Source organism: Pseudomonas sp. NPDC089996 (assembly GCF_044748405.1).
GTDB lineage: Bacteria > Pseudomonadota > Gammaproteobacteria > Pseudomonadales > Pseudomonadaceae > Aquipseudomonas.
In genome coordinates, this window is the sequence record NZ_JBIVGA010000008.1 from 81,761 (window position 1) to 102,791 (window position 21,031).

The 21,031-nt window shown below is 60.7% G+C and carries 18 protein-coding genes and 2 pseudogenes; 11 read left to right on the plus strand and 9 right to left on the minus strand.

The genetic code is table 11. From position 1 onward, the window contains the following. Nucleotides 1-36: 36 nt before the first annotated feature. From ACIPW4_RS15800 to ACIPW4_RS15810, 3 genes are all read right to left on the minus strand, one after another. On the minus strand, nucleotides 37-1,428 hold the full coding sequence (locus tag ACIPW4_RS15800; RefSeq protein WP_400659273.1) for an aspartate aminotransferase family protein: 1,392 nt from the start codon (nucleotides 1,426-1,428) through the stop codon (nucleotides 37-39). Nucleotides 1,429-1,642: 214 nt separating this feature from the next. Further along, entirely contained in the window at nucleotides 1,643-2,965 is a 1,323-nt protein-coding gene (locus tag ACIPW4_RS15805; protein WP_400659275.1) for an ATP-binding protein, read from the minus strand. Continuing rightward, a complete protein-coding gene (locus ACIPW4_RS15810; protein ID WP_400659277.1) occupies nucleotides 2,962-3,645 on the minus strand; it encodes a response regulator in 684 nt (227 codons plus the stop codon). The genes ACIPW4_RS15805 and ACIPW4_RS15810 overlap by 4 nt, the downstream gene beginning before the upstream one ends. A 317-nt stretch (nucleotides 3,646-3,962) precedes the next feature. Between ACIPW4_RS15810 and ACIPW4_RS15815 the strand changes: the two are divergent. The 4 genes and pseudogenes from ACIPW4_RS15815 to ACIPW4_RS15830 form a co-directional block, all read left to right on the plus strand. Then, nucleotides 3,963-5,121: pseudogene (locus ACIPW4_RS15815) on the plus strand (DUF6861 domain-containing protein); the annotation flags it as partial. Between the two features lie 11 nt (nucleotides 5,122-5,132). After that, a complete protein-coding gene (locus tag ACIPW4_RS15820; protein WP_400659279.1) occupies nucleotides 5,133-5,750 on the plus strand; it encodes a GAD-like domain-containing protein in 618 nt (205 codons plus the stop codon). Between the two features lie 28 nt (nucleotides 5,751-5,778). Continuing rightward, complete coding sequence (locus ACIPW4_RS15825) at nucleotides 5,779-6,408, plus strand: GAD-like domain-containing protein (RefSeq protein ID WP_400659281.1); 630 nt, start codon at nucleotides 5,779-5,781, stop codon at nucleotides 6,406-6,408. A gap of 38 nt (nucleotides 6,409-6,446) precedes the next feature. Beyond that, on the plus strand, nucleotides 6,447-7,070 hold the full coding sequence (locus ACIPW4_RS15830; RefSeq protein WP_400659283.1) for a GAD-like domain-containing protein: 624 nt from the start codon (nucleotides 6,447-6,449) through the stop codon (nucleotides 7,068-7,070). A 9-nt stretch (nucleotides 7,071-7,079) separates the two neighbouring features. Here ACIPW4_RS15830 and ACIPW4_RS15835 read toward each other — a convergent pair whose 3' ends face one another. Genes ACIPW4_RS15835 through ACIPW4_RS15855 form a run of 5 tightly spaced genes read right to left on the minus strand, consistent with a single transcriptional unit; the run spans nucleotide 7,080 to nucleotide 13,192 of the window. Beyond that, entirely contained in the window at nucleotides 7,080-7,646 is a 567-nt protein-coding gene (locus ACIPW4_RS15835; protein WP_400659285.1) for an NTP transferase domain-containing protein, read from the minus strand. Then, nucleotides 7,643-8,614: an XdhC family protein gene (locus ACIPW4_RS15840; RefSeq protein WP_400659287.1), complete on the minus strand. Its 972-nt coding sequence runs from the start codon at nucleotides 8,612-8,614 to the stop codon at nucleotides 7,643-7,645. Before ACIPW4_RS15840 ends, ACIPW4_RS15835 begins: the two co-directional genes overlap by 4 nt. A gap of 3 nt (nucleotides 8,615-8,617) precedes the next feature. Then, a complete protein-coding gene (locus ACIPW4_RS15845) occupies nucleotides 8,618-9,829 on the minus strand; it encodes a cytochrome c (RefSeq protein ID WP_400659289.1) in 1,212 nt (403 codons plus the stop codon). Nucleotides 9,830-9,831: 2 nt separating this feature from the next. Continuing rightward, a complete protein-coding gene (locus ACIPW4_RS15850) occupies nucleotides 9,832-10,368 on the minus strand; it encodes a (2Fe-2S)-binding protein (RefSeq protein WP_400659291.1) in 537 nt (178 codons plus the stop codon). Next, nucleotides 10,361-13,192, minus strand: coding sequence for a xanthine dehydrogenase family protein molybdopterin-binding subunit (locus tag ACIPW4_RS15855; protein ID WP_400659293.1), 2,832 nt, complete (start codon nucleotides 13,190-13,192; stop codon nucleotides 10,361-10,363). The genes ACIPW4_RS15850 and ACIPW4_RS15855 overlap by 8 nt, the downstream gene beginning before the upstream one ends. 393 nt (nucleotides 13,193-13,585) lie before the next feature. Here ACIPW4_RS15855 and dsbD point away from each other — a divergent pair, with 393 nt between their 5' ends. From dsbD to dsbG, 3 genes are read left to right on the plus strand one after another with little or no spacing between them, the layout of a single operon-like run. Then, nucleotides 13,586-15,298, plus strand: coding sequence for a protein-disulfide reductase DsbD (gene dsbD / locus ACIPW4_RS15860; RefSeq protein WP_400659295.1), 1,713 nt, complete (start codon nucleotides 13,586-13,588; stop codon nucleotides 15,296-15,298). Next, the gene (locus ACIPW4_RS15865) at nucleotides 15,298-16,134 is read left to right on the plus strand and encodes a prolipoprotein diacylglyceryl transferase family protein (protein ID WP_400659297.1); all 837 of its coding nucleotides are present in this window, start codon (nucleotides 15,298-15,300) and stop codon (nucleotides 16,132-16,134) included. The genes dsbD and ACIPW4_RS15865 overlap by 1 nt, the downstream gene beginning before the upstream one ends. A 1-nt stretch (nucleotide 16,135) precedes the next feature. Further along, nucleotides 16,136-16,894, plus strand: coding sequence for a thiol:disulfide interchange protein DsbG (gene dsbG, locus ACIPW4_RS15870; protein ID WP_400659299.1), 759 nt, complete (start codon nucleotides 16,136-16,138; stop codon nucleotides 16,892-16,894). 132 nt (nucleotides 16,895-17,026) lie between these two features. Here the strand turns inward: dsbG and ACIPW4_RS15875 are convergent. Then, nucleotides 17,027-17,401: pseudogene (locus ACIPW4_RS15875) on the minus strand (phosphopantetheine-binding protein); the annotation flags it as partial. Between the two features lie 448 nt (nucleotides 17,402-17,849). Between ACIPW4_RS15875 and ACIPW4_RS15880 the strand changes: the two are divergent. From ACIPW4_RS15880 to ACIPW4_RS15895, 4 genes are all read left to right on the plus strand, one after another. Then, nucleotides 17,850-18,056 (plus strand): hypothetical protein, encoded by a 207-nt coding sequence (locus tag ACIPW4_RS15880; protein WP_400659301.1) that lies wholly within the window; start codon nucleotides 17,850-17,852, stop codon nucleotides 18,054-18,056. A 77-nt stretch (nucleotides 18,057-18,133) separates the two neighbouring features. Beyond that, nucleotides 18,134-19,006 carry an McbB family protein gene (locus ACIPW4_RS15885; protein WP_400659303.1) on the plus strand — a complete coding sequence of 291 codons (873 nt, stop codon included), beginning with the start codon at nucleotides 18,134-18,136 and terminating at the stop codon, nucleotides 19,004-19,006. Then, nucleotides 18,996-19,787: a SagB/ThcOx family dehydrogenase gene (locus ACIPW4_RS15890; RefSeq protein WP_400659305.1), complete on the plus strand. Its 792-nt coding sequence runs from the start codon at nucleotides 18,996-18,998 to the stop codon at nucleotides 19,785-19,787. Before ACIPW4_RS15885 ends, ACIPW4_RS15890 begins: the two co-directional genes overlap by 11 nt. Nucleotides 19,788-19,791: 4 nt before the next feature. Beyond that, nucleotides 19,792-20,985 carry a YcaO-like family protein gene (locus ACIPW4_RS15895; RefSeq protein ID WP_400659307.1) on the plus strand — a complete coding sequence of 398 codons (1,194 nt, stop codon included), beginning with the start codon at nucleotides 19,792-19,794 and terminating at the stop codon, nucleotides 20,983-20,985. The last annotated feature ends 46 nt before the right edge of the window (nucleotides 20,986-21,031 follow it).

The window sequence follows — 21,031 nt, forward strand, 5'->3', positions numbered from 1 at the left end:
TGAACGAAAAGGGCCGCATCGCGGCCCCTTCCGGTTTCAAATGGCTGCAGCCACAGCCTCGGCAAAGCGCTGCGCCACGTCGTCGATCTGCTGCGCGCTGATGATCAGCGGCGGCAGGAAGCGCATCACGGCACCATGGCGCCCGCCCAGTTCGAGGATCAGGCCACGCTTGAGGCATTCGCGCTGGACCTTGGGTGCCAGTACCCGATGGGCAGGCGGGTGGCCCAACGCATCGGGCTGGCCCTGTGGATCGACCAGTTCTACCCCGAGCATCAAGCCACGGCCACGGATATCACCCAGCTGTGGATAATCCCGTTGCAGCCGCTGCAGGTGCTCACGCAGACGCAGCCCCATGGCCTCGGCATGCTCGGCCAGACGATGCTCGACCAGATAGTCGATCACCGCCGAACCTGCGGCCATGGCCATCTGGTTGCCGCGGAACGTGCCCGCATGGGCGCCCGGCTTCCAGGTATCCAGCCAGTCGCGGTAGACCACCACCGCCAGCGGCAGGCTGCCACCAATGGCCTTGGACAGCGTGACCACATCGGGCACGATGCCGGCATGTTCGAAGGCGAACATCCGCCCGGTGCGGGCGAAGCCGCTCTGGATCTCGTCGACGATCAGCGCCACGCCAGCCCGCTCGGTGATGCGCCGCACGCCCTTGAGCCATTCGATGTCGGCCGGGATCACCCCGCCCTCACCTTGCACCACTTCAAGGATCACCGCCGCTGGCAGCGGCACGCCGCTTTCCGGGTCCTGCAGCAGGTTTTCCAGGTAATGCAGGTTGGCCTTGACCCCGGCTTCACCACCGAGGCCGAACGGGCAACGGTAGTCATAGGGGTACGGCATGAACTGTACGCCATTGCTCAGCAGTGCGCCCAGCGGTTGCTTGGGGCCGTGGCTGCCCATCAGGCTCAGGGCACCTTGACTCATGCCGTGGTAGGCACCCTGGAAGGCCAGCACGGTGCTGCGCCCGGTGGCACCGCGCACCAGCTTCAGCGCCGCTTCCACCGCGTCGGTGCCAGTCGGCCCGCAGAACTGCACCTTGGCCTCGCGACGCAGGGCTTCGGGCAGGATGCCGAACAGGTCCTGGACGAAACGGTCCTTGACCGGCGTGGTCAGGTCCAGGGTGTGCAGCGGCAGTTCGTCGGCCAGCACGCGCTGTATGGCCTCGATCACCACCGGGTGGTTGTGGCCCAGGGCCAGGGTACCGGCGCCGGCCAGGCAATCGATGAACTGGCGGCCTTCGACGTCCTCGACGTGGATGCCACGGGCGCGCTTGAGCGCCAACGGGATGCGCCGGGGGTAGCTGCGGGCGTTGGACTCCTGCTGCTGTTGGCGTTGCAGCAGCGGGGAGTCGCCGAATTCGTACAGGGGTTGCGGCGCGCTGGCCGGCGGTACCTGGGCAAGGCTGGTAGCGGTGGACATGGGTGAATCCTCGCAAGCAAGCGAATGGGCAGTTATCGCTTGGAAAACGCTTGAGTGCGGGGAGGATTTAGCGGTTGTTGCAGGAATTTCCTCAGCCTGTGCCGGCCCTTTCGCGGGTAAACCCGCTCCCACAGGTATTGCGTGGACTTGCGGCTCTGTGCAGTACCTGTGGGAGCGGGTTCACCCGCGAAGAGGCCGGTACAGGCACCAAAGATCAGCTGGCCGAACGGGCTGGCACCTGCAGCAGCACCCGCAGCCCGTCACTCTGGCTGTCGAACCTGAGGCTGCCCGCACAGCGCTGCACGATCGCCTGAACGATCGCCAACCCCAGCCCACACCCACCGCTCTGCCCATTGCGCCAGAAACGCTCGGTCAGGTGCTGCAGATCGTCATCGGCAATGCCGGGCCCATGGTCGCGCACGATGAACCCCACCTGCCCATCGGCCATCTGCACCTCCAGCTCCACCTCTGTATCGCCACCGTGGCGCAGGGCGTTGTCCAGCAGGTTGCGCAAGGCCGCCACCGCCAGCGGCGCAGGCATGCCGAGGTAGATCTGTGTAGCCTCCTCTGGCAGGCGCAGCACGATACGCCGGTTGTCACCGCCGCCGGCATCCTGAACCGCCTGGCGGGCGACCTGCTCGGCGCTGCACTGCACCCCGTCCTCGAACGACAGGCTGCCCTCGACCCGCGCCAGCATCAGTAGCTGCTCCAGGGTCCGGTGCATGCGGTCGGCGCCTTGCTCGGCATGCTCCAGCGCCTGCTCGCGCACCGCGCCGTCGGTCATGCGCGCCACCTGCAGGTGGGTCTTGATCGCCGTCAGCGGGCTGCGCAGTTCGTGGGCGGCATCGTCGGTCAGGCGCCGTTCGCGCTCGAGGGTCTGGGCGATGCGCAGGAACAGCTGGTTCTGGGTGTCGAGCAAGGGTTGCAGCTCGCTGGGCAAGCCGGCCACCTGCAACGGCTCGACGCTGTCGGCGCGCCGTCGGCGCAAGGCGTCACGCATGCGATTGAGCGGTTCCAGGCCTTTGCCCAAGCCGATCCACAACAGCCCGAGGCTGCCGAGCAAGGCCATCAAGACCGGTGCCGAAGCGGCCAGCAGAATCGACTGGTTCAGCGCCTCGCGCTCCATGTGCCGGTCGGCAGTGGTAATGCGCACGTCACCGTGGTTGTAGGTGAAGGTGCGCCACAACGCGCCGTCGATGGTCTGGTCGCGGAAGCCGCTGCGCTGGTCGTCCATGGCGCCGTCATGCTTGTGGTTGCTGGCGAGGATTTCGCCGCGCAGGGAACTGACCTGGCAGGCCATGCCATCGGGCACGCTCAACTGGTCGGCGGAAAAATGCGCATCCTCGCCCTTGGCCGCCAGCGGTTGCGGCAGCTGGTCGACGAGTCCGGCGACCATGCGCGCCGAGGCCACCAGACGCTGATCGAGGGAGAACATCATCTGCTGGCGCAGGTCGCGCAGCATCCACGCGGCTGCCAGCGCCCAGATGATGATGAAGGCGCTGCCGAGAATCAGGCTGAGGCGTACCCGCAGGCTCATGAAGCCGCCTCCTCCGGCGCCTGCGCCGGCCCCAGGCGATAACCCAGGCCACGCACGGTCTCGACGATGCTGTTGCCGAGCTTGCGCCGCAGGTGGTGGATATGGACGTTCAACGCGTTGCTTTCGACCTCGTCGCTGAAACCGTACACGCAGTCCTTGAGCTGTTCGCTGGACAGTACCCGGCCGGGGTTCTGCAGCAACGCCTGGAGCAGCGCCTGTTCGCGCCGCGACAGGTCGACCGGCTGGCCGGCCAGGGTTGCCTCGCAGCTGCTGGGGTCATAGTGAAGCGGCCCATGCTCGATCACGTTCACCGCCCGCCCCGCTACCCGACGCAATAAGGTATGCAGGCGCGCAGCCAGTTCGCGCAGGTCGAAGGGTTTGAGCAGGTAGTCGTCGGCACCGGCCTGCAGGCCATCGACCCGGTCGGTGACGGCATCGCGTGCGGTGAGCACCAGCACGGGCAGGTCCACCCCTTGCTGGCGCAGGCGGCGCAGCAGTTTGAGGCCGTCTTCGTCGGGCAGGCCGAGGTCGAGGATCATCACGTCGAACTGCGCCGCCTGCAGCATCGCCCGGGCGCTGGCGGCATTGGCCACGCGGTCGACGGTCAGGCCCTGGGCGGTGAGGCCGGCGCAGATGCCGCTGGCGATCAGGTCGTCGTCCTCGCAGAGCAAAACGTGCATGGTGGGGGCTCCCGGAGTGGTGTGGATGGGATTGCACTATGGGGGGATTAAGGGGGGATTATGGACCTATTTGTGGGGGATGGTCTTGCCCGGGGGTGTTCGCGGGTGATTTTGCAGCGCCTGTGAAAATCGAGCGCCGCGCGGGCGGCGCTCGGTCTCAATGCCGACAAATTCCTCAAGCCCTACTCATCGCTGCAGCAACCCGATCCCTGACCCAACCAACACCGAAATAGACTTTTCCTACAACCATCTCAGGAATTTCCTACCCAGCTTCATGATGTGATTTCCCCTGCACAAAACTGGCAGGGAGACGCCTCATGCTGCGCCAGCGCTTCGCCGACCTCGACATCAGGAGCATCCTCCAGGACCTGCTAAGTGTCGCCGAGCAGATGGCGATGATCGTCGCCGGCAGCGCCCTCACCGGCGGCCTGCTCGGTGCCGGCATCGGGGCCTTCGCCGCTGGTTTCGGAGCCGCACCCGGTGGCGTTGCGGGCGCGGCGATCGGCTTCAAGGTCAGCGGCTGGATCCTCGGCGCGCTGGGCATCGCCTCGCTCGCCGAGTTCTTCGTAGAAGGCCTGCCGCGTATCGGCGAGTACTACCTGGACGGCATCGGCATCGCCTGGGAAGGCACTCGCGGTGATGAAGGGCTGAATGCGTTCAGCCAGGACAACCCGTTTGCCATCGACCAGGCGGCGCATTTCATCGCCACCGGGCATGTGGAGGTGGTGATGCTGCTGTTGGGCGCCATGGTCTCCTACCTCACCCGTGGGGGCGGCAATGCGGGTGTGCTTGCCCACGAGATGGCCGCCAGCAAGAAAGGCGCACGGATCGGGCAATGGATGCTCAAGCATGAAGATGCCCTGAAGAAACGGCCGGACCTGCAAGTGCCGGAGCGGCGTAAGGGCGCGGTAGGTGAGCCGCAACCGGTGCAGTCGAACCGGCCCGCGGGGAAAGACAAGGAGCCATCCAAGGGCAAGCCGGGTAGCATGCCGTTGCATACGGTGGCGTGTTTCAAGGCAGACAAAGTTGCCCGCATCGAAGCATAGCGAGTTTGAGCGGCAGCTGAAGGGGCAGCAGGATGGGTTGAACCGGCTTACAGTGGAAGAATTTCTGGATAATGTTGCCAACCCGATCAAACGAAATCCAGCACAGGCCAAACTGGCACGCAAGCGACTATTCCGTGATCTTGAGCTGAGAATTCGAGAGGAATTGCTAGAAACAATGAGCCCCCGTGAGGCCAAAGCGACTGCAGCTAAACGAGCTAAAGAAACGATGAGCACGCTAGCCGCACTCCACAACCCAGATTTGATTGCTGGAGGCAACGATGTGATTTCGGATTTCGGCGACAGACAAGTCAACTCTTCAATAGGGCCACAATGGAAATCAAAAGTCGAAAATCTAAAACGTGCAGTTGAGCACGCCCCAAAATCCGGTGAAAAACCAACATACCTGAACATAAAGCTGCACAAGTGCTGAGGGAGAAATTTATGGACGACGTTTACTCGATGTTACTTGAAGATATTGGTGTGCCTATGTATCGACAGGAGGTTCCTCCCTCAAGCATTAGCCGTTACCAAGGACTACTACCCGATGCATTACTTCAACTTTGGGCAGAACATGGGTGGTGTGGCTATGGAGAAGGTCTCTTCTGGATGGTCAATCCTCAAGAGTACGACAGCGTGACGGCCAGTTGGATACAAGGCTCGCCGCTAGAAAAAACCGACATCTACCATGTCATAGCACGTAGTGCATTTGGCGACCTATACCTATGGGGTGAAAATTCCGGCCCCTCACTTTGTATATTCAGCAACGTATCTCGATACACGTATGATCCAGCTGAGCGATCGCCGAAAGCCATGGGAAGAGCATTTCAATCCTTCCTCTTGTCATTTGACCGAGACTACCTTGACTTCAATGAACTTTTCAGCAAAACCAAAGAAAAACTCGGTATTCTCAGCCCGGATGAAATTTATGGCTTTGTTCCAGCGCTACAGATCGGAGGGGCAGCCAAGATCGAACACGTGGAAAAAGTCAAAATAACAGAGCACCTGATACTGCTATCTCAACTGGGACAGCTGCATCAATACACACTCTCAGACATCTAGCGCCCGAACGAAATTTCCCGGAGTAAAAATGGATAGATTATTTGCTAAATTAACAGAAAAGATCGGCCCACCAACCTGCCGACAAATCGTGCCAAACACCATCATTGAACAATACAAAGGGAAATTACCTCATCAACTTCTGGAGTACTGGAGCCAGTATGGATGGAGCGGGTTCGGCAAAGGCATTTTCTGGCTGGTGAACCCCGACGAGTACGAGTGCGTAGTCGACACTTGGCTAAACGGCACTGAGCAATCGAAGCTTGACAAATATCACCTCATCGCACGCAGCGCCTTCGGAGACATGTATTTCTGGGGCGAAAAAACAGGCGCCTCACTCAAAATAACCAGCATCCTGTCCAGCTTCGTGGTCCGAACATCAATTTACAGCGGCGAAGGCTTGGACGAAGGGTTTCCAGCATTTCTTCTATCAATCAGTTTTGATTCCAACAACTACGGAGACATGTTCGACCCTGCTTATGAAAAGCTAGGCGCCCTTACTGCAGATGAAATGTACGGTTTCACTCCCGCCATCATGTTGGGCGGACCAGGGTCGTTCAACCACCTAAAAAAAGTTAACTCAATAGAACACCTAAACTTTCTAGCACAACTTTCAGATCTTCGACCCTATGAGTCGACAGGGCACTCCACCCTCAGGTAGCCGCCATCACTACTAACCACACCAATAGGCTTTAAAAAATGAACGTACTCTTCTCCATCTTCCTCGAAACCTTCAACGACCCCATCGGCCACCAGCCCGTCCCGCCGGCCTCTCTGGATCACTACCAAGGCAAACTCCCTAACCAACTCCTGACCTACTGGAAAGACCACGGCTGGTGCGGCTACGGCGGCGGTCTGTTCTGGATGGTCAACCCGCAGGAATACCAGGACGTCGTGGCGTACTGGCTGGCAGGCACTCACTTCGAAACCCGCGACACCTACCACCTCATCGCGCGCAGCGCTTTCGGCGAGCTGTACCTTTGGGGTGAAGAAACCGGGTCAGTCCTGACCATTACCGCCTACGCGTCCCAATACATCGATGGCGCCTGTAGTTCGACCGACGAAGAACGAGACGCGAAGATCCAGGGCCTGCTCATGTGGGTAATGACTGAAGGGATCGACCTGGACCTGTTCGAATCGGCCAGGGAAACATTGGGGACTCTGGCGCCAGACGAGATGTATGGCTTCGTCCCGGCGTTGATGCTGGGCGGGCCTGCAAGCCTGGCCAATCTGCAGCGGCTCAAGGCCGACGTGCACTTGATTCTGCTTTCCCAGCTTGGCGAACTGGAACCCTGTGCATTCGATGATGAAGAAGATGAGTAGAACCGACGCTCATTGGCGCAGTGCATCGGGCGTATCGACATCCCGAAGCACACCGGCATCCTCGACTGCCAGCCTGACGCAACGGTCCGGATGGGCCCTCACTACCGAACGCGCCCCTTCATCGCCTGCCAGCTGCGACAGCGCTGGCCAGAAATCTCGCCCGAACAGCACCGGATGGCCCTGCTGCCCGGCATGACAAGGTAAAACGATTGTCGACCTACAGGCCTCGCGTGCAAGCAAACCCAAGGTCGCGGACTCCACCCAGGGCATGTCACCCAACAGAATCGCCACCGCTTGCGCCTTGCTGTCAGCCAGCGAAGCGGCGCCGGCCGCCAGGCTATGGCCTAAGCCCTGCGCAAAATCGGCACTGGCGATGACCCGGCACGCTGCGGGCAACCCCAATTCCTCTCCCCGCTCACCGTCACGCAGCACCACCCGTACATCATCGAACGCCGCACAGGCCCGCTCGACACTGTGTATTAGCAAGCTGCGACCATCGGCCATCAACGCCCGCCGCTTGTCAGCACCGAAGCGCACGCTGCTGCCTGCCGCCAACACCAACGCCACCACACTCACAGCGCCGCCCGTCCGATGCCATTGCGCAGGCGCAGGATATCGGCGAGCACCGCCAGGGCGATCTCGGCCGGGGTCTTGCTCCCCAGGTTGAGGCCGATCGGCGCGTGAATCCGCGCCAGCTCGTCATGGCCCAGGCCGCCAATGCGCTGCAAGCGTTCGCGACGCTTGTCGGAAGTGGCTTTGGAGCCCATCACGCCAATGTAGAAGGCTTCGGTACGCACCGCTTCAAGCATGGCCAGGTCATCGATTTTCGGATCATGGGTCAATGCAACCACTGCCGTGTCGGCATGGCAACCGCCATTGGCGATGAATTCCGACGGCAGCTCGCGGCGCACCTCGATACCGTCCAGCACCACGCCTTCAAGCACCTCATCACGCGGGTCGCAAAGGATGACCTCAAAGCCCATGCCTTTGCCAAACTCGGCGCAGAAATGCGCGACGCTGGAATAGCCCGCCAGCAACAGGCGCTGGGCGGCGCCCACACGCAAGCGCACGCGGGCGCTTGCACGTTCCACACGGGGGCCCTGGCTGTGGTCGTCGACCAGCAGGCGCTCACCTTGCGGCAAGCTCACTTCGCGCATCAACCGGCGCTGGCCCCGCAGTGCGCCTTCCAGCGCACGCAGGTGGGCCTGCACCTCGCAGTCGGCCGGCAGGTTTTCCACCAGCACTTCGAGCACGCCGCCACAGGGCAGGCGAATGCTCGAGCGCGTGTCAGTGCCATCGCCATAGCGCACGATGGCGACCGGCTCGGGGAAATCGCCCCGCCCCACGCGTTCAAGGAAGTCATCTTCGACGCAGCCACCCGACAGCGACCCCAGCCACTGGCCGCTGGCGTTGACCGCCAGCAGCGAGCCCGGCGCGCGCGGCGCCGAGCCGTAGGTGGCGAGCACCGTGCACAACCACACCCGCTGGCCGCTGCACGACCACTGCAGCGCTTGGCTGATCACCTGAAGATCGAGATGCTGCACGGTTTACTCCGCCTTCAGCTCGGCGAGCTGCTGAACGGTCAGGTCGCCGGGCAATCCACCCCAGGCCTGGCGCAGGTAGTTGACCATGTCCGTCACTTGCTCATCACTGAGCTTGTCGGCAAAGCCCGGCATCGGCTGCATGCGTTCGAAACCGGTGAACTGCTGCTCGCGGATACCGTCGAGGATGGCCTTGACCAGGTTGCGCGAATCGTCCTGGCGCAGCACGGTGTTGCCGCGCATGGCCACCGCGATGTGTGGCTTGCCTTCGCCGTCGACGCCATGGCAACCGGCGCACACATTGAGGTACTGCTGGTGGCCACGCTTGGCGCTGTCGCTCATCCCCTCCAAGGCGACCGCTTCGATCACCTTCGCCGCTGGCGGCTGGTCGCCGAGCAGGTAGGTGGCCATGGCACCCAGGTCGGCATCGGTCAGGTGCTGGGTGCTGTGGTGCACCACCGGGTACATCTCGTTGAACATGCTGCCTTGGGCACTGATGCCGTGCTTGAGGAAGGTGGTCAGGTCCGGTTGGGTCCAGCCGCGCTCGGCCAGGTCCTTGGCCAGCAGGCTTGGAGCCAGGTAACCGAGCAGCAGGCCGCCGGTCAGGCGTTTGTCCTGCTGCAGCGCACCGATCGGGTTGCGCGGCGTGTGGCACTCGCCGCAATGGCCCATCACCTCGACCATGTACTGCCCACGCTGCCAGGCCGGGCTCTTGCCCTCGGTCGGTTGCAGTTGCACGCTCTTGCCATAGAGCATGTTCCAGCCGGTCAGGCCCAGGCGCACGTTGAACGGGAAGCTCAGCGCGGTCTCGGGCGCCGGGCGACTGATCGGCGGCACGGTCATCAGGTAGGCGAGGATCGCATCGGAATCCTCGCGCTTGATCAGGTGGTACGAGGTGTACGGCATCGCCGGATACAGGTTGGCGCCGTCCTTGCGCTTGCCCTCGGTGACCGCGGCGAAGAACTCGTCGGCCGTGTAGTTGCCGATACCGTACTGCTTGTCGGAGGTGATGTTGCTGCCATAGATGGTGCCGAACGGCGAATGGATCGGCAGGCCACCGGCAAACGGCGCGCCGCCTTCGGCGGTGTGGCAGGCCATGCAGTCTGCCGCACGGGCCAGGTATTCACCCCGCTTGACCTGTGACTCGTCGGCCGCCTGGGCAACCGATGCAACGGCAAGGCCGAGGGCCAGCGCGAGCGCGCTACGAACGAAGCCCATGTTCAACCCTCCTTGACCAGGCCGAGGTCATTGAGCACCGTGCGGGTGGCGTCGTAGTAACGCACGTACCCGGTGCAGCGGCAGATGTGGTGACCGAGGCTGGCTTCGATACGGTCCTCCACCTCGCTCTTCTTCAACGGCTGGCGCTGGGCGGTTTCCACCAGCACCGTGGCGGCGTTGACGAAGCCCGGTGCGCAATAGCTGCACTGGAACGCGAACAGGTCGACGAACTTCTGCTGGATCGGGTTCAGCGTCAGGTTGCCGGCATCGTCCGCTTTGGCATGGCCTTCGATGGTACGGACCTTCTTGCCCTCGAAGTAGTGCGCGCCAGTGATGCAGGTGCGCACTTCCTCGCTGGTGCCGTCGGGGTTGTCGACGATCACCACGCAGGCGTGGCAGATACCCTGGCCGCAGCCCAGGCGGGATCCGGTGAGGTTCTGGTGTTCGTGCAGGTAGTCGATCATCGCCAGGTCATCAGGGACCTCGACCGGGCCGACCGGTTGACCGTTGAGGGTCAGTTGCAGTGGACGGTTAGCCATTGAGGGCCTCCTTGATACGGGCTGGGGTGATGGGGAGATCGCGCACGCGCTTGCCGATGGCATGCGCCACGGCGTTGCCGATGGCACCGACGACCGGGATCATCACCACTTCGGCGATGCCCTTGGACGGGTCGGTCGGTGACAGCGGCGGGAGAATTTCGCTGGTCTGTTGCCACACCGCCACATCGCGCGCATGGGGCAGGCGGTAGCGGTTGAAGTTCCAGTCGCCCTCCCCGGGCCCGCCCTCGTACAACGGCATTTCTTCGGTCAGCGCATGGCCGATGCCCATGGCGATACCGCCTTCGAGCTGGCCCTTGACCAGCTCCGGCACCAGCACCCGGCCACACTCGACCCAGCTGTGGTGGTTGAGCACCTGCACTTCATGGCTGCCCTTGTTGACCTTGACCTCGACGATGGTCGCCACCGGGCTGTAGTAGGTGACCATGGCATTGTTCAGCTGGGTGTCCGGGTAGGCCGCGTTCTGTCGGTCGAGCAGGTGGTAGCCATGGCTGCTCATCTGCGCTTTCTTGGCATTCACCGCGCCGTCGCCATACTTCACCGCCACGGCATCGAGCGGGAAGCGCTCGCGCACGCCGTCGATGACGAAGTCGGCTTCGGCCCAGCTCCAGCGGTTGAAACCGTGCACGCTGGCACCGGTGACCAGGCCCATCTCGTGGGCCTTCTGCGCCAGCTGGGCGAACGGGATCGGTGCCAGGCCGTTGCCGGTCAGCTCGCCGTTGACCCACACCGCGTTCTCACGGCGCACCACCAGCGGGTTGGCCTGGCCGCCGTGCGGGCCCTGGCTCCAGATGGCCATGGCCGCTGGCCACAGGCCGTGGTTGAACAGCACGCGTGCCGCTTCGCGGGTGGCGTGGCTGAAGTAGAATGCCGAGTTGGTCGCCGACGATGGCGAAGCCAGCTTGCCGACCCAGCGCGGGTTGCGCAGCGCGGCATCCTGTTCGGGCTGGCTGATCAAGTACGGGTTGCCGCTGGTGGTCAGTTGCAACTCCGGCCATTCGGTAACGGCCGTCTTCACCTCGTCGGCCGAGCGGCCAAGAAAGTCACTGACCACCAGTGCCTGAGACGTGGACATGCCAGTGCCCAGCTCGGTACCGATGTGACGCAGGCTGATACGGCCATCGGCGCTGAACTCCACGCTGGCCATCGGCGCCTCGGAGCCGGTACCGAAGTCTTTCTGGCAGATGGCGAAACCGACGCCGTACCAGTGGTCCGGGTCCTTGGCGTCCATCTGCTGCTTGCGCGCATCACGGTTGCGCCACCACTCGTGCACGGCGGCCTTGTCGAGGATTTCGTACAGGCGCAGGGCACCGGCCGGGACTGCACCCTGGGTGTTCTTCATGCCCGACTTCAGCGCGTTGGCACGGCGCAGGTCGATAGCATCGACGCCCAGGCGACCGGCGATTTCATCCACCATCATCTCGGTGGCAGCCATGCTCTGCAGGGTTCCGTAGCCGCGCATGGAGCCGGCCTCGACACCGCGGGAGAAATAGGCGGTCACCGACAGGTCGTTCTGCGGCATGTAATAGATCGACTGTGCCGCAGTGGCGCCCACTGCCGCCACCGACGGGCTGTAGTTGATGCGCCCGCCGCCGTCGCAGCTCATGTCGGCGCGGAAGATCTTGAAGCGGTTGTCCTTCTTGTCCACGGCCAGCTGATAGCGGATGTCGAAGGCATGGCGCTTGATACCGCTCTGGAACTGCTCGTAACGGTCGTTGGCCAGGCGGATCGGCACACCGGCGCCATACAACGCGGCCACGGCGGCGTAGAAGACGAAGATGTTGTTGTCTTTCGAGCCGTAGCCCACGGTGTAGCCCGGATGCATGTTCAGCGTGTTCAGGGCGAAGCGCGACGGCTTGATCATGTGCACGCATTCCTGGGCCGCTTCGAACGGGCACTGGGTGGCGACCACGAAGTGCAGCGTGCCGGTCGCCGGGTCGTACCAGCCGTTGCCGTTGTCCGGTTCGAGCGCTGCGGGCTCGATCGACGGCGTCTTGTAGCGCTCGTCGAAGATCAGCCAGTCCTCGGGCGGGTTGTCCAGCTGCTCACCCATGCGCTTGGCGTAGAACAGGCCCTGCTCGGTCAGGTCGCCGTGCTGGTTGGGCGCTTTCGACCACACCGGCTTGCGGTTGAGGATGGTGGGGAACAGCATGGAGTTCTTCAGGCTGGAGAACTCATCGTCGTCGAACGGCGTGGCGCCGCCCACCCGCACGAAGCGGAAGCTGCCATAGGGGTCGCGCTGATACAACGGAGCCTGGGCGCCGTACTTGATCGCCTTGTCGTTGAACTGCAGCTTGCGCTTGGCCTGGCGGAAGCGCTCGAAGTCGTGCCAGATCAGGATCGCCACCGGGTGGCCGATGAACATCGGCACCTGGCCGGGTGGCAGCAGCGGATCGGGCGAGTGGGCCTCGGGCCAGGCGATGCCGTCCTGCGCCAGGTCGGCGGCCGTGACGATGCGGTCCGGCTGCAGGTCGGCGCCGAGCAGACTGAGGTCATGGCCGGTGTAGATGCGGTCGACCTTGGTCGCCTTGAGCAGCAGCGCGTGGCCTTGCTGGGTCGGCCAGCCGGGCATGTCCTTGGCGCGGATGTCGCGGGCGAAAACCTTGTTGCCACAGACCTTGGACAGCGCGTCGTTACGAAAACGCGCCTTGCCGTCGTGGTTCATCCACTTTTGCGGCGAGGTGGTGACGCGCTCCTCCATCAGGGCGGCGAACGCCTGGCTGCCGAGTGGCGCCATGGTCACACCGACACCAGCGATAAGGCCGCCTTGCAGGAAGGCGCGCCGGGAAATATCACGGTTGGACATGCTTGATCCTCTGGGCAGCAGGGGTTCTGCCCATTTTTTTTGATTCTTGTGCGGGGGACTCGGACGGGTGAGAGCCTTGTCGCGTAAGTCAGAAAAAGCTGACTTCTGCGTCAACTTTACACCAATGTAAGGGGGATAAGCAAAGTCAAGCCGACAGTATGTCGCGGTATGTCCAAGGGGAATGTGGCAGGGCTGAGAGGGGCATGTCTGGAGAGTTGGGGCGCCTGTGAGATCGAGCGCCGCGCGGGCGCTCGATCTCACAGGCGACAATAATGCTGTGGCGAACACCTTCCAGCCCTGATGCATTCCCCAACTCAACCATCGCCACGTTTAACCTTGGGTTAATCAACCCCAGCCAGCATGACCCCCATTCCGTTCTGCCAAGGCGAAGACATGCGCATCCTCCTGCTCTTCCTGACGTTGCTCCTGGCCGGCCCGTTGCAGGCCAACCCGTTCGACGTCAAACCCGACTTCCTCCCGGTCGACCAGGCGTTCGTGCTGACCCACGACCGCCAGGCCGATGGCCAGATGCGCTTGTACTTCCAGATCAAGCCAGGCTACTACCTGTACCAGAAGCGCCTGAAGTTCGACGGCCTGCCTGCCGACCAGCATCCACAATTACCTGCCGGCCTCAATCACCACGACGAGTTCTTCGGTGACACCACGGTCTACCGCGACCAACTCGAACTGTTGATACCAGCCGATGCCCAGGGTCAGTTGCGCCTGGGTTGGCAGGGCTGCGCCGATGCCGGCCTGTGCTACCCACCACAAACGACCGCCATCGACCTGGGCGGCAGCGCCACGCCTGCCACCGAGCAAGCCAGCGACCAGGCCCTGGCCAGTGACCTGCAAAGTGCCAGCCTGGCCTGGAGCCTGTTGGCGTTCTTCGGCCTCGGCCTGCTGCTGGCCTTCACCCCCTGCTCGCTGCCGATGCTGCCGATCCTCGCCGGGCTGGTGCTGGGCAACGGTGCCAGCGCCCGGCGCGGCTGGTTGTTGGCCGGGGTCTATGTACTGAGCATGGCACTGGTGTATGCGGCCCTGGGTGTGGTCGCGGCGTTGCTGGGCGCCAGCCTGCAGGCTTGGCTGCAGCAACCCTGGCTGCTGGGCAGCCTGGCCGGCCTGTTCATCCTCCTCGCTCTGCCCATGTTCGGCGCTTTCGAGCTGCAACTGCCGGCCGCCCTGCGCGATCGCCTCGACCGCGCCGGCCAAGGCACCCGTGGTGGCAACCTGTACGGCGCAGCGCTGCTGGGTGCCCTTTCCGGCCTGCTGCTCGGCCCCTGCATGACCGCGCCACTGGCCGGCGCGCTGCTGTTCATCGCGCAAAGTGGCGATGTGCTGCAAGGCGCGCTGGTACTGTTCAGTCTGGGCCTGGGCATGGGCGTGCCGCTGCTGTTACTGGTGACCCTGGGAAACCGCTACCTGCCGCGCCCAGGCGCATGGATGAACCGGGTCAAGGGTGTATTCGGCTTCGTATTTCTGGCCATGGCCTTGTACACCGTGCGCAGCCTGCTCGCCGCCCCGATGTTGCTGGCCCTCAGTGGTGCCTGGCTGATCGCCCTGGGCTGGGCCATGTGGCCGGCCCTGCAGCGCTTGCCGGCCCTGCGAGCCGTACCGCTGCTGGGCGTCTTGTGGGGTGGCCTGCTGCTGGTGGGCGCCGCTGCAGGGGGCGACGACCTGTGGCAACCGTTGCGGCCGTTCGCCGGCGGCACCGCAGCCGCCACCGTGCAACAGGGCGACGAGCACTTCGTCACGGTCAGCAGCCCCGAAGCCCTGCAACGCGAACTGGATGCCGCCAAGGCCCGCAGCCAGTGGGTCATGGTCGACTACTATGCCGACTGGTGCGTGTCGTGCAAGGTCATGGAGAAGCAAGTGTTCAACCGCCCAGACGTGCAAGCCAGCCTGGCCGGCGTACATCTGCTGCGCCTGGACGTGACCGCCGACTCTGCCGCCAGCCGCGCGCTGCTGCAACGCTACCAGGTACCCGGCCCGCCCAGCATCATCTGGCTCGGCCCGGAAGGTGAAGAACGCCGCGCACGGCGCATCACCGGCGAGGTGGATGCCGCCGCGTTCCTGCAACACTGGACCCAGACCCGGAGCCAAGGCTGATGCTGACGGTAACCCTCGGGCCACTGACCATGGCCCTCAACCACCTGTTGATGCTTGCTGCGCTGGGCGTGGCCTGCCTGGTCGGCTGGTGGGTTGCCCGACGTGGCGGCGAAAGTCCGGAGTCGGCACTGTTCAACCTGTTCCTGGTCGGCCTGTTGTGCGCCCGCCTGGGTTTCGTGCTGGCCTACTGGCCTATGTACCGCGACGACCCACTGCAAGTCATCGACATCCGTGACGGCGGTTTCCTGCTCTGGTCGGGCCTGGTCGGCATCGTTCTCGCCCCCCTCTGGCAGGGCTGGCGCCAGCCTGGCCTGCGCCGTCCGCTGGGCTGGGCATTGTTCAGCGGTGCGCTGTTCTGGGGCCTGACCAGCCTGGGTAGCCACCTGTACAGCAAGGGCACCGCACTGCCAGAACTGAGCTTGCGCAATGCCGCTGGCCAGTCCGTGGCCCTGCACAGTTACCGTGGCAAGCCGCTGGTGATCAATATCTGGGCCACATGGTGCCCGCCGTGCCGCCGGGAAATGCCGGTGCTGCAACAAGCCCAGGGGGAGTACCCCCACGTGACCTTCCTCTTCGTCAACCAGGGCGAGACGCCGGAAAACGTCACGACCTTTCTTGCCACCACCGGGCTGAGCCTGACCCATGTGCTGTTCGACGGCACCGGAGCGCTGGCTCAGCGGGTCGGCTCGATGGCCTTGCCTACCACCCTGTTCTACGACGCCGACGGCCGCCTGATCGGCAGCCACCTCGGCGAGCTGTCGCGGGCCAGCCTGCGCCACGCCCTGGAACCTTTCGAGCGGGCCAAGGCGCCCGCCCCTGCCGCACAAGGAAACTGACATGCGATTGACTGCCCTGCTGCCCCTGTCCCTGGCCCTGCTGGCCGCCCCGCTGGTACAGGCCGAAGACCTGCCAAAGGCAATCCAGCAACTGCAAGCCAAGGGCGCCGAGATCAAGGGCAGCTTCGATGCGCCCAACGGCCTGCGCGGCTATGCCGCCGAGTACCAGAACAGTGCCCTGGCGCTGTACCTGACCCCTGACGGCAAGCACGTGCTGGTCGGCAGCCTGTTCGACGAACAGGGCAAGGACCTCAGTGCCGAGCCATTGCAGAAGCTGGTGTATGCGCCGATGAGCAAGGCCATCTGGGCGAAGATGGAGAAAACCGCCTGGATCGCCGACGGCAAGGACGACGCGCCGCGCAAGGTGTACCTGTTCAGCGACCCCAACTGCCCGTACTGCAACATGTTCTGGGAGCAGGCACGGCCCTGGGTGGAATCGGGAAAGGTGCAGCTGCGCCATATCATGGTCGGCATCATCCGCGAGGATAGCCCGGGCAAGTCGGCGGCACTGTTGGCCGCCAAGGACCCGGCCAAGGCGCTGCATGAGCATGAGAAGGCGGGTAAGGCGAGTAGCTTGAAGGCACTGGACAAGGTGCCGGATGCCGTGCAGCAGAAGTTGGCTGCGAACATGGCGCTGATGGAGGAGATGGGGTTGCAGGCAACCCCGGCGATCTTCTACCAGGATGAGCAGGGCAACCTGCAGAGCCAGCAGGGCGCACCACGGCCGGAGTTGCTCGGGAAAATTCTCGGCAAGCGCTGAAAACTCGATCGCCTGCTCCGGCCCATTCGCGGGACAAGCCCGCCCACAAAGACCCCACAAGATTCAAGCCTTGCGCAGTACCTGTGGGAGCGGGCTTGCCCCGCGAATGGGGCGCAAAGCGCCCCCAGCTATCTAGAGCCCTTCGAGCTCGGCCATCAGGTCACTGAGCCGGTCAGCCTTGGCCTCATCCACCTCACTGCCCTGCAACCCGCGCACATACTCGGCCAACTCCTCCACCGTGCTGCACTCGAACATCGCCCGCAGCGGCACGTTCAACTGCAACTGCTTCTGCACCCGCGAAGCGATCTGCGTGGCCAGCAAAGAATGCCCGCCCAGCTCGAAGAAGTTGTCATGCACCCCGACCCGCTCGGCCTTGAGCACATCGGCCCAGATGCCGGCCAGCGCTTCTTCCAGTTCGTCCCGGGGCGCCAGGTAGGCCTGGCTGTGCTGCCCGCCGATCTCGATGGCCGGCAGCGCCTTGCGGTCGAGCTTGCCGTTGGTGTCGTGCGACATCAGACCGATGCTATCTCGTGAAAAGAAGCCGTTCCATCCATCCCCAATAAAATGCAATCGTGCATGAGGGCGAGACGAAATATCTTGAAACAATCTGCCTCAATGATTATTGGCTAAACATCGCGCTGCCCCTCTGACACCCAAAAACCGAGAGACGTGAAGAAAAAGAATCATCTGACATCACAAAGAAAATTTTCTTACGCGAGACGATTATAAAACCTACAATAAATTTAGCCCACCGCATAAGTATCCAGAAACAACTACCCTAAGTAGGAATTTTCCATAGGAACGTTCCTACACTCACCTCTTCAAACCAAACATAATTATTATGCCTGCACACCTACGCAAGCCTCGTCGCCGCATTGACAATGAAAAGTCAAACTTCTAAACCTGTAGATGCCCGCACACATCGGGCGACAACAAAAACAGTTAAGGAGATACTATGGAAACTCAATACGGCATCAACATGCTTGAACTGTCCCCCGACAGCAATTGCGATATGGACTCCGAATTTTTCGGGGGTTCTGGCGGCGCCGGTGGTTGCGGTGGTAGTGGTGGCTGCGGCGGTGGAGGCGGGTGCAGCGGTGGCAGTGGCGGTTCCGGTGGTAGCGGGGGAAACGCTATTGACATCGAAGGCAACGGAAACTGATAACCCCATAACTTACTAAGGAGCGAGCGTTCCCAGCATAACGCTAGGAACGCCCGCACCAGGCAAAGGGCAATCCTATGAACGTATTGAGAATCTACAATTACGAGATATTAAATTTCGACCTGGACCCCATGATCTTTTCGAGCACAGGATTTACAAAAATCACAGAACCCAAAATAATCAGGGTTTTGCAGAAAATTGAGAGCACACAATCCAAATACATTAAACGCCATGAACTTGAAGATATTTTTGAAATTGAGAAGCTTGAACCAAAAAGCACCTTAAACTTTCTAAAATCGTTATCAATTCTGGGAGAGAAAGCTGATCCGCCACACTTTCACAATGTAACAATATATCACGACCTAGATGTACCCCTACCACTGATACAGTTTTACGAGAAAAAACACAGCAACTCAATAACAATCAAAAAAATTGAGCACTTTGAAGCACCTGACGTCTGCACGCCAACGCTATTCGTTTTCGCCTGCCTTAAACTTCACCCTAATTCAATCAGAAGCATCTACACAAATCTAACGAAAGAGAACCCGGAGCACGGCATCAGCATCGGATTCATAAGCAATCGTTACTTCCACCTAACAGAAGTACATGTCCCATCAATAGGAAACCCGTGTGCTTTTTGCACTCTCGATCGAGTTACGTATTACGAATCCAAACGCCTAAGCCAACACCCATGGAGCAAAATATGGGCCTTTTGCTGCAACAACAACTATGACCTACCTAAAGCAGCAATTGACGACTTCCAGACGTCACTGATCCTGGGAACCATCATTTCCTTCACAAACAAGCTCACGCAAGCACCAAAGTCCAAGTACACGCAAGACCAGACACTTCTATCCAGAACCATCGACCTTGAGACCGGTGCTACCACCGAAGAAGTAAGCGTCCACTGGCCATTCTGCGAATGCTTAGGTAAACAAAATGAGTATTAGTCACGATCAGTATTCAAGATTCACCGACTCCAGAGTTCTCGACGAAACATTAGCATTTCATGCCAAAGGGAACTATACACTTCACGAGGCAACACGACATCTAAGCACTCTCCATCACATACCCGCTAAAGACCTAAGCAAGCTCACCGGCAAAGAGCTGAAACTCAATACCCTCACAAATGAGGCCGAAGCCTGCGAGTTTCAGCTATCAGCGCTCCCTTTGGATCACCCCCTCGTAAGAAAAGAGTCGTGCGATCACTTTTGTGAGCGCGGCATGCACTTTGATGCCGTTCGCAATCTAATAGCTCCCCTTTTAAAAAAAATCGGATCCAACCACAAGCGCGGCTACCCGAGCGCTGGAGCAATTTTCCCAATTGAAATATTCTGCATCAATCTAAACAACAGAATTGAACAGTGGCCAACTGACTGTATGGCCCTGCATCTGCTCCCAGCATCCCAAACATTTGAAATACACAGCCCAAACATTAACACCCAACAACTTACCCAAGCTATTACCCCACAAAAGCCAGATATCGGCTCACCTGCCCTAGCACTCGTCTATGTAATTTATCTGCCGAAGGCATTGTTTAAATATCGATATCGAGGTTACCGCCACGCCCTAATGGAGGTGGGCTCGCTGTATATGCTCACAGACCTACGCAGCAAAGAATTAAATTTGGATAGCAGACCTTGGTCCGCCTTCACAGACCACCAAATAACAAAACTGCTGAATCTAAATCCAACTCTATTCTTGCCGACATGCATCCAATTGATAGGTTAAGTCAATGAATATATTCAATGAGGTTCATCATCCGTCGTCTCCTGATTTCGAACTCCTTCGCCCCAGCGCGGTAACACACCTACCTCACAGCGTAGAGTGCGGCAGTCGCTGGCAAACCTACGGATCCAGTAGCGGTTGGTCTGCGAAGGTCACGGACTGTGCCAGAGGTGAGCATTTCGAGCGGAAGCATTTTTACTTGGACATCCCGGTCAACGACGCCGAGAAGCTCGCCGATGGACTGAGCAACCAAGAACTTAATGAGTTCACGGAGGCATTCCTGCAGACATCCACCTGCGACTCACATACAGAACTTCAATCACACGTCTTCGATCGCACCACCGTGTACAGAGTAATCGATTTCACCCCCTGCAAAGTCCCCACGGTATGTCTTTCGATAACAGAATGTAGAAACAACATTGACAACAAGTACTACCCAATGCGGGACACCTGCGGATGCAGCGCGCATAACAACATTGAAAGTGCCATATTTGGCGCTGCAAAAGAAAGTCTCGAACGGCAATTCTTACTGCGATTCTGGCTCACCCTTAAATTCAAAAGACGTCTTGACCATCACGAAGCCTGTGCGCTCCTAGAGTTGCGACCCAGCTCAACTCTCTTTCATGAGCTATCAAAGTCAGGGGATATTCTCGTTCTAGACCTCACTGACGGGCGTTTTCCAGGCACCTGCATTTTTCTCTGCTATGGCAACCTGCGTGCCGAAGCCAAGGTCCAATATTGCGCAGGCATGTCATATTCAGACACTGCAAGCAACGCGCTTGAAAAAGCTGTCCTGGAACTCTGGCAAACGTTCCGTTACATGCAGTCCATTGACAGCTTAGCCAGTGAGCCTCAAGACCCATACCTTAGACATTTCCTTGCTTGCAACAACTACAAAACTTATATAGAACTGTCTACAGCCACCCCTTACGGTGATTGTGAATCGCTTACAACTCAGCACCCACCATTAGACTGCCAAACACTTCTGAGCACACTCAGATGCCTAGAGCTAAACGGTTACATCTACCTATCCAGACTGACATCCAGTCATCCAACATTATACTTTTGCAAATATCTCTCACCAAACCTGTTCCTCCACATGAACAATGCGAATCATTTCAACCTGAAGAACAGGTACTCTGCTAACTTCCTCAACCAGGTTATCGCACATCAATCATCTCGAATGGTACCCTTTCCATGACCAGCCACTTAACACCCATCATCATCAATACAAAAAAAGTATTCTG

Excerpts from the sequence above, each read along its gene's own strand:
- ACIPW4_RS15800 (WP_400659273.1), bottom strand. The coding sequence starts at position 1,428 with ATGTCCACCGCTACCAGCCTTGCCCAGGTACCGCCGGCCAGCGCGCCG.
- ACIPW4_RS15805 (WP_400659275.1), bottom strand. The coding sequence starts at position 2,965 with ATGAGCCTGCGGGTACGCCTCAGCCTGATTCTCGGCAGCGCCTTCATC.
- ACIPW4_RS15810 (WP_400659277.1), bottom strand. The coding sequence starts at position 3,645 with ATGCACGTTTTGCTCTGCGAGGACGACGACCTGATCGCCAGCGGCATC.
- ACIPW4_RS15820 (WP_400659279.1), top strand. The coding sequence starts at position 5,133 with ATGGACGACGTTTACTCGATGTTACTTGAAGATATTGGTGTGCCTATG.
- ACIPW4_RS15825 (WP_400659281.1), top strand. The coding sequence starts at position 5,779 with ATGGATAGATTATTTGCTAAATTAACAGAAAAGATCGGCCCACCAACC.
- ACIPW4_RS15830 (WP_400659283.1), top strand. The coding sequence starts at position 6,447 with ATGAACGTACTCTTCTCCATCTTCCTCGAAACCTTCAACGACCCCATC.
- ACIPW4_RS15845 (WP_400659289.1), bottom strand. The coding sequence starts at position 9,829 with ATGGGCTTCGTTCGTAGCGCGCTCGCGCTGGCCCTCGGCCTTGCCGTT.
- ACIPW4_RS15850 (WP_400659291.1), bottom strand. The coding sequence starts at position 10,368 with ATGGCTAACCGTCCACTGCAACTGACCCTCAACGGTCAACCGGTCGGC.
- ACIPW4_RS15855 (WP_400659293.1), bottom strand. The coding sequence starts at position 13,192 with ATGTCCAACCGTGATATTTCCCGGCGCGCCTTCCTGCAAGGCGGCCTT.
- dsbD (WP_400659295.1), top strand. The coding sequence starts at position 13,586 with ATGCGCATCCTCCTGCTCTTCCTGACGTTGCTCCTGGCCGGCCCGTTG.
- ACIPW4_RS15865 (WP_400659297.1), top strand. The coding sequence starts at position 15,298 with ATGCTGACGGTAACCCTCGGGCCACTGACCATGGCCCTCAACCACCTG.
- dsbG (WP_400659299.1), top strand. The coding sequence starts at position 16,136 with ATGCGATTGACTGCCCTGCTGCCCCTGTCCCTGGCCCTGCTGGCCGCC.
- ACIPW4_RS15880 (WP_400659301.1), top strand. The coding sequence starts at position 17,850 with ATGGAAACTCAATACGGCATCAACATGCTTGAACTGTCCCCCGACAGC.
- ACIPW4_RS15885 (WP_400659303.1), top strand. The coding sequence starts at position 18,134 with ATGAACGTATTGAGAATCTACAATTACGAGATATTAAATTTCGACCTG.
- ACIPW4_RS15890 (WP_400659305.1), top strand. The coding sequence starts at position 18,996 with ATGAGTATTAGTCACGATCAGTATTCAAGATTCACCGACTCCAGAGTT.
- ACIPW4_RS15895 (WP_400659307.1), top strand. The coding sequence starts at position 19,792 with ATGAATATATTCAATGAGGTTCATCATCCGTCGTCTCCTGATTTCGAA.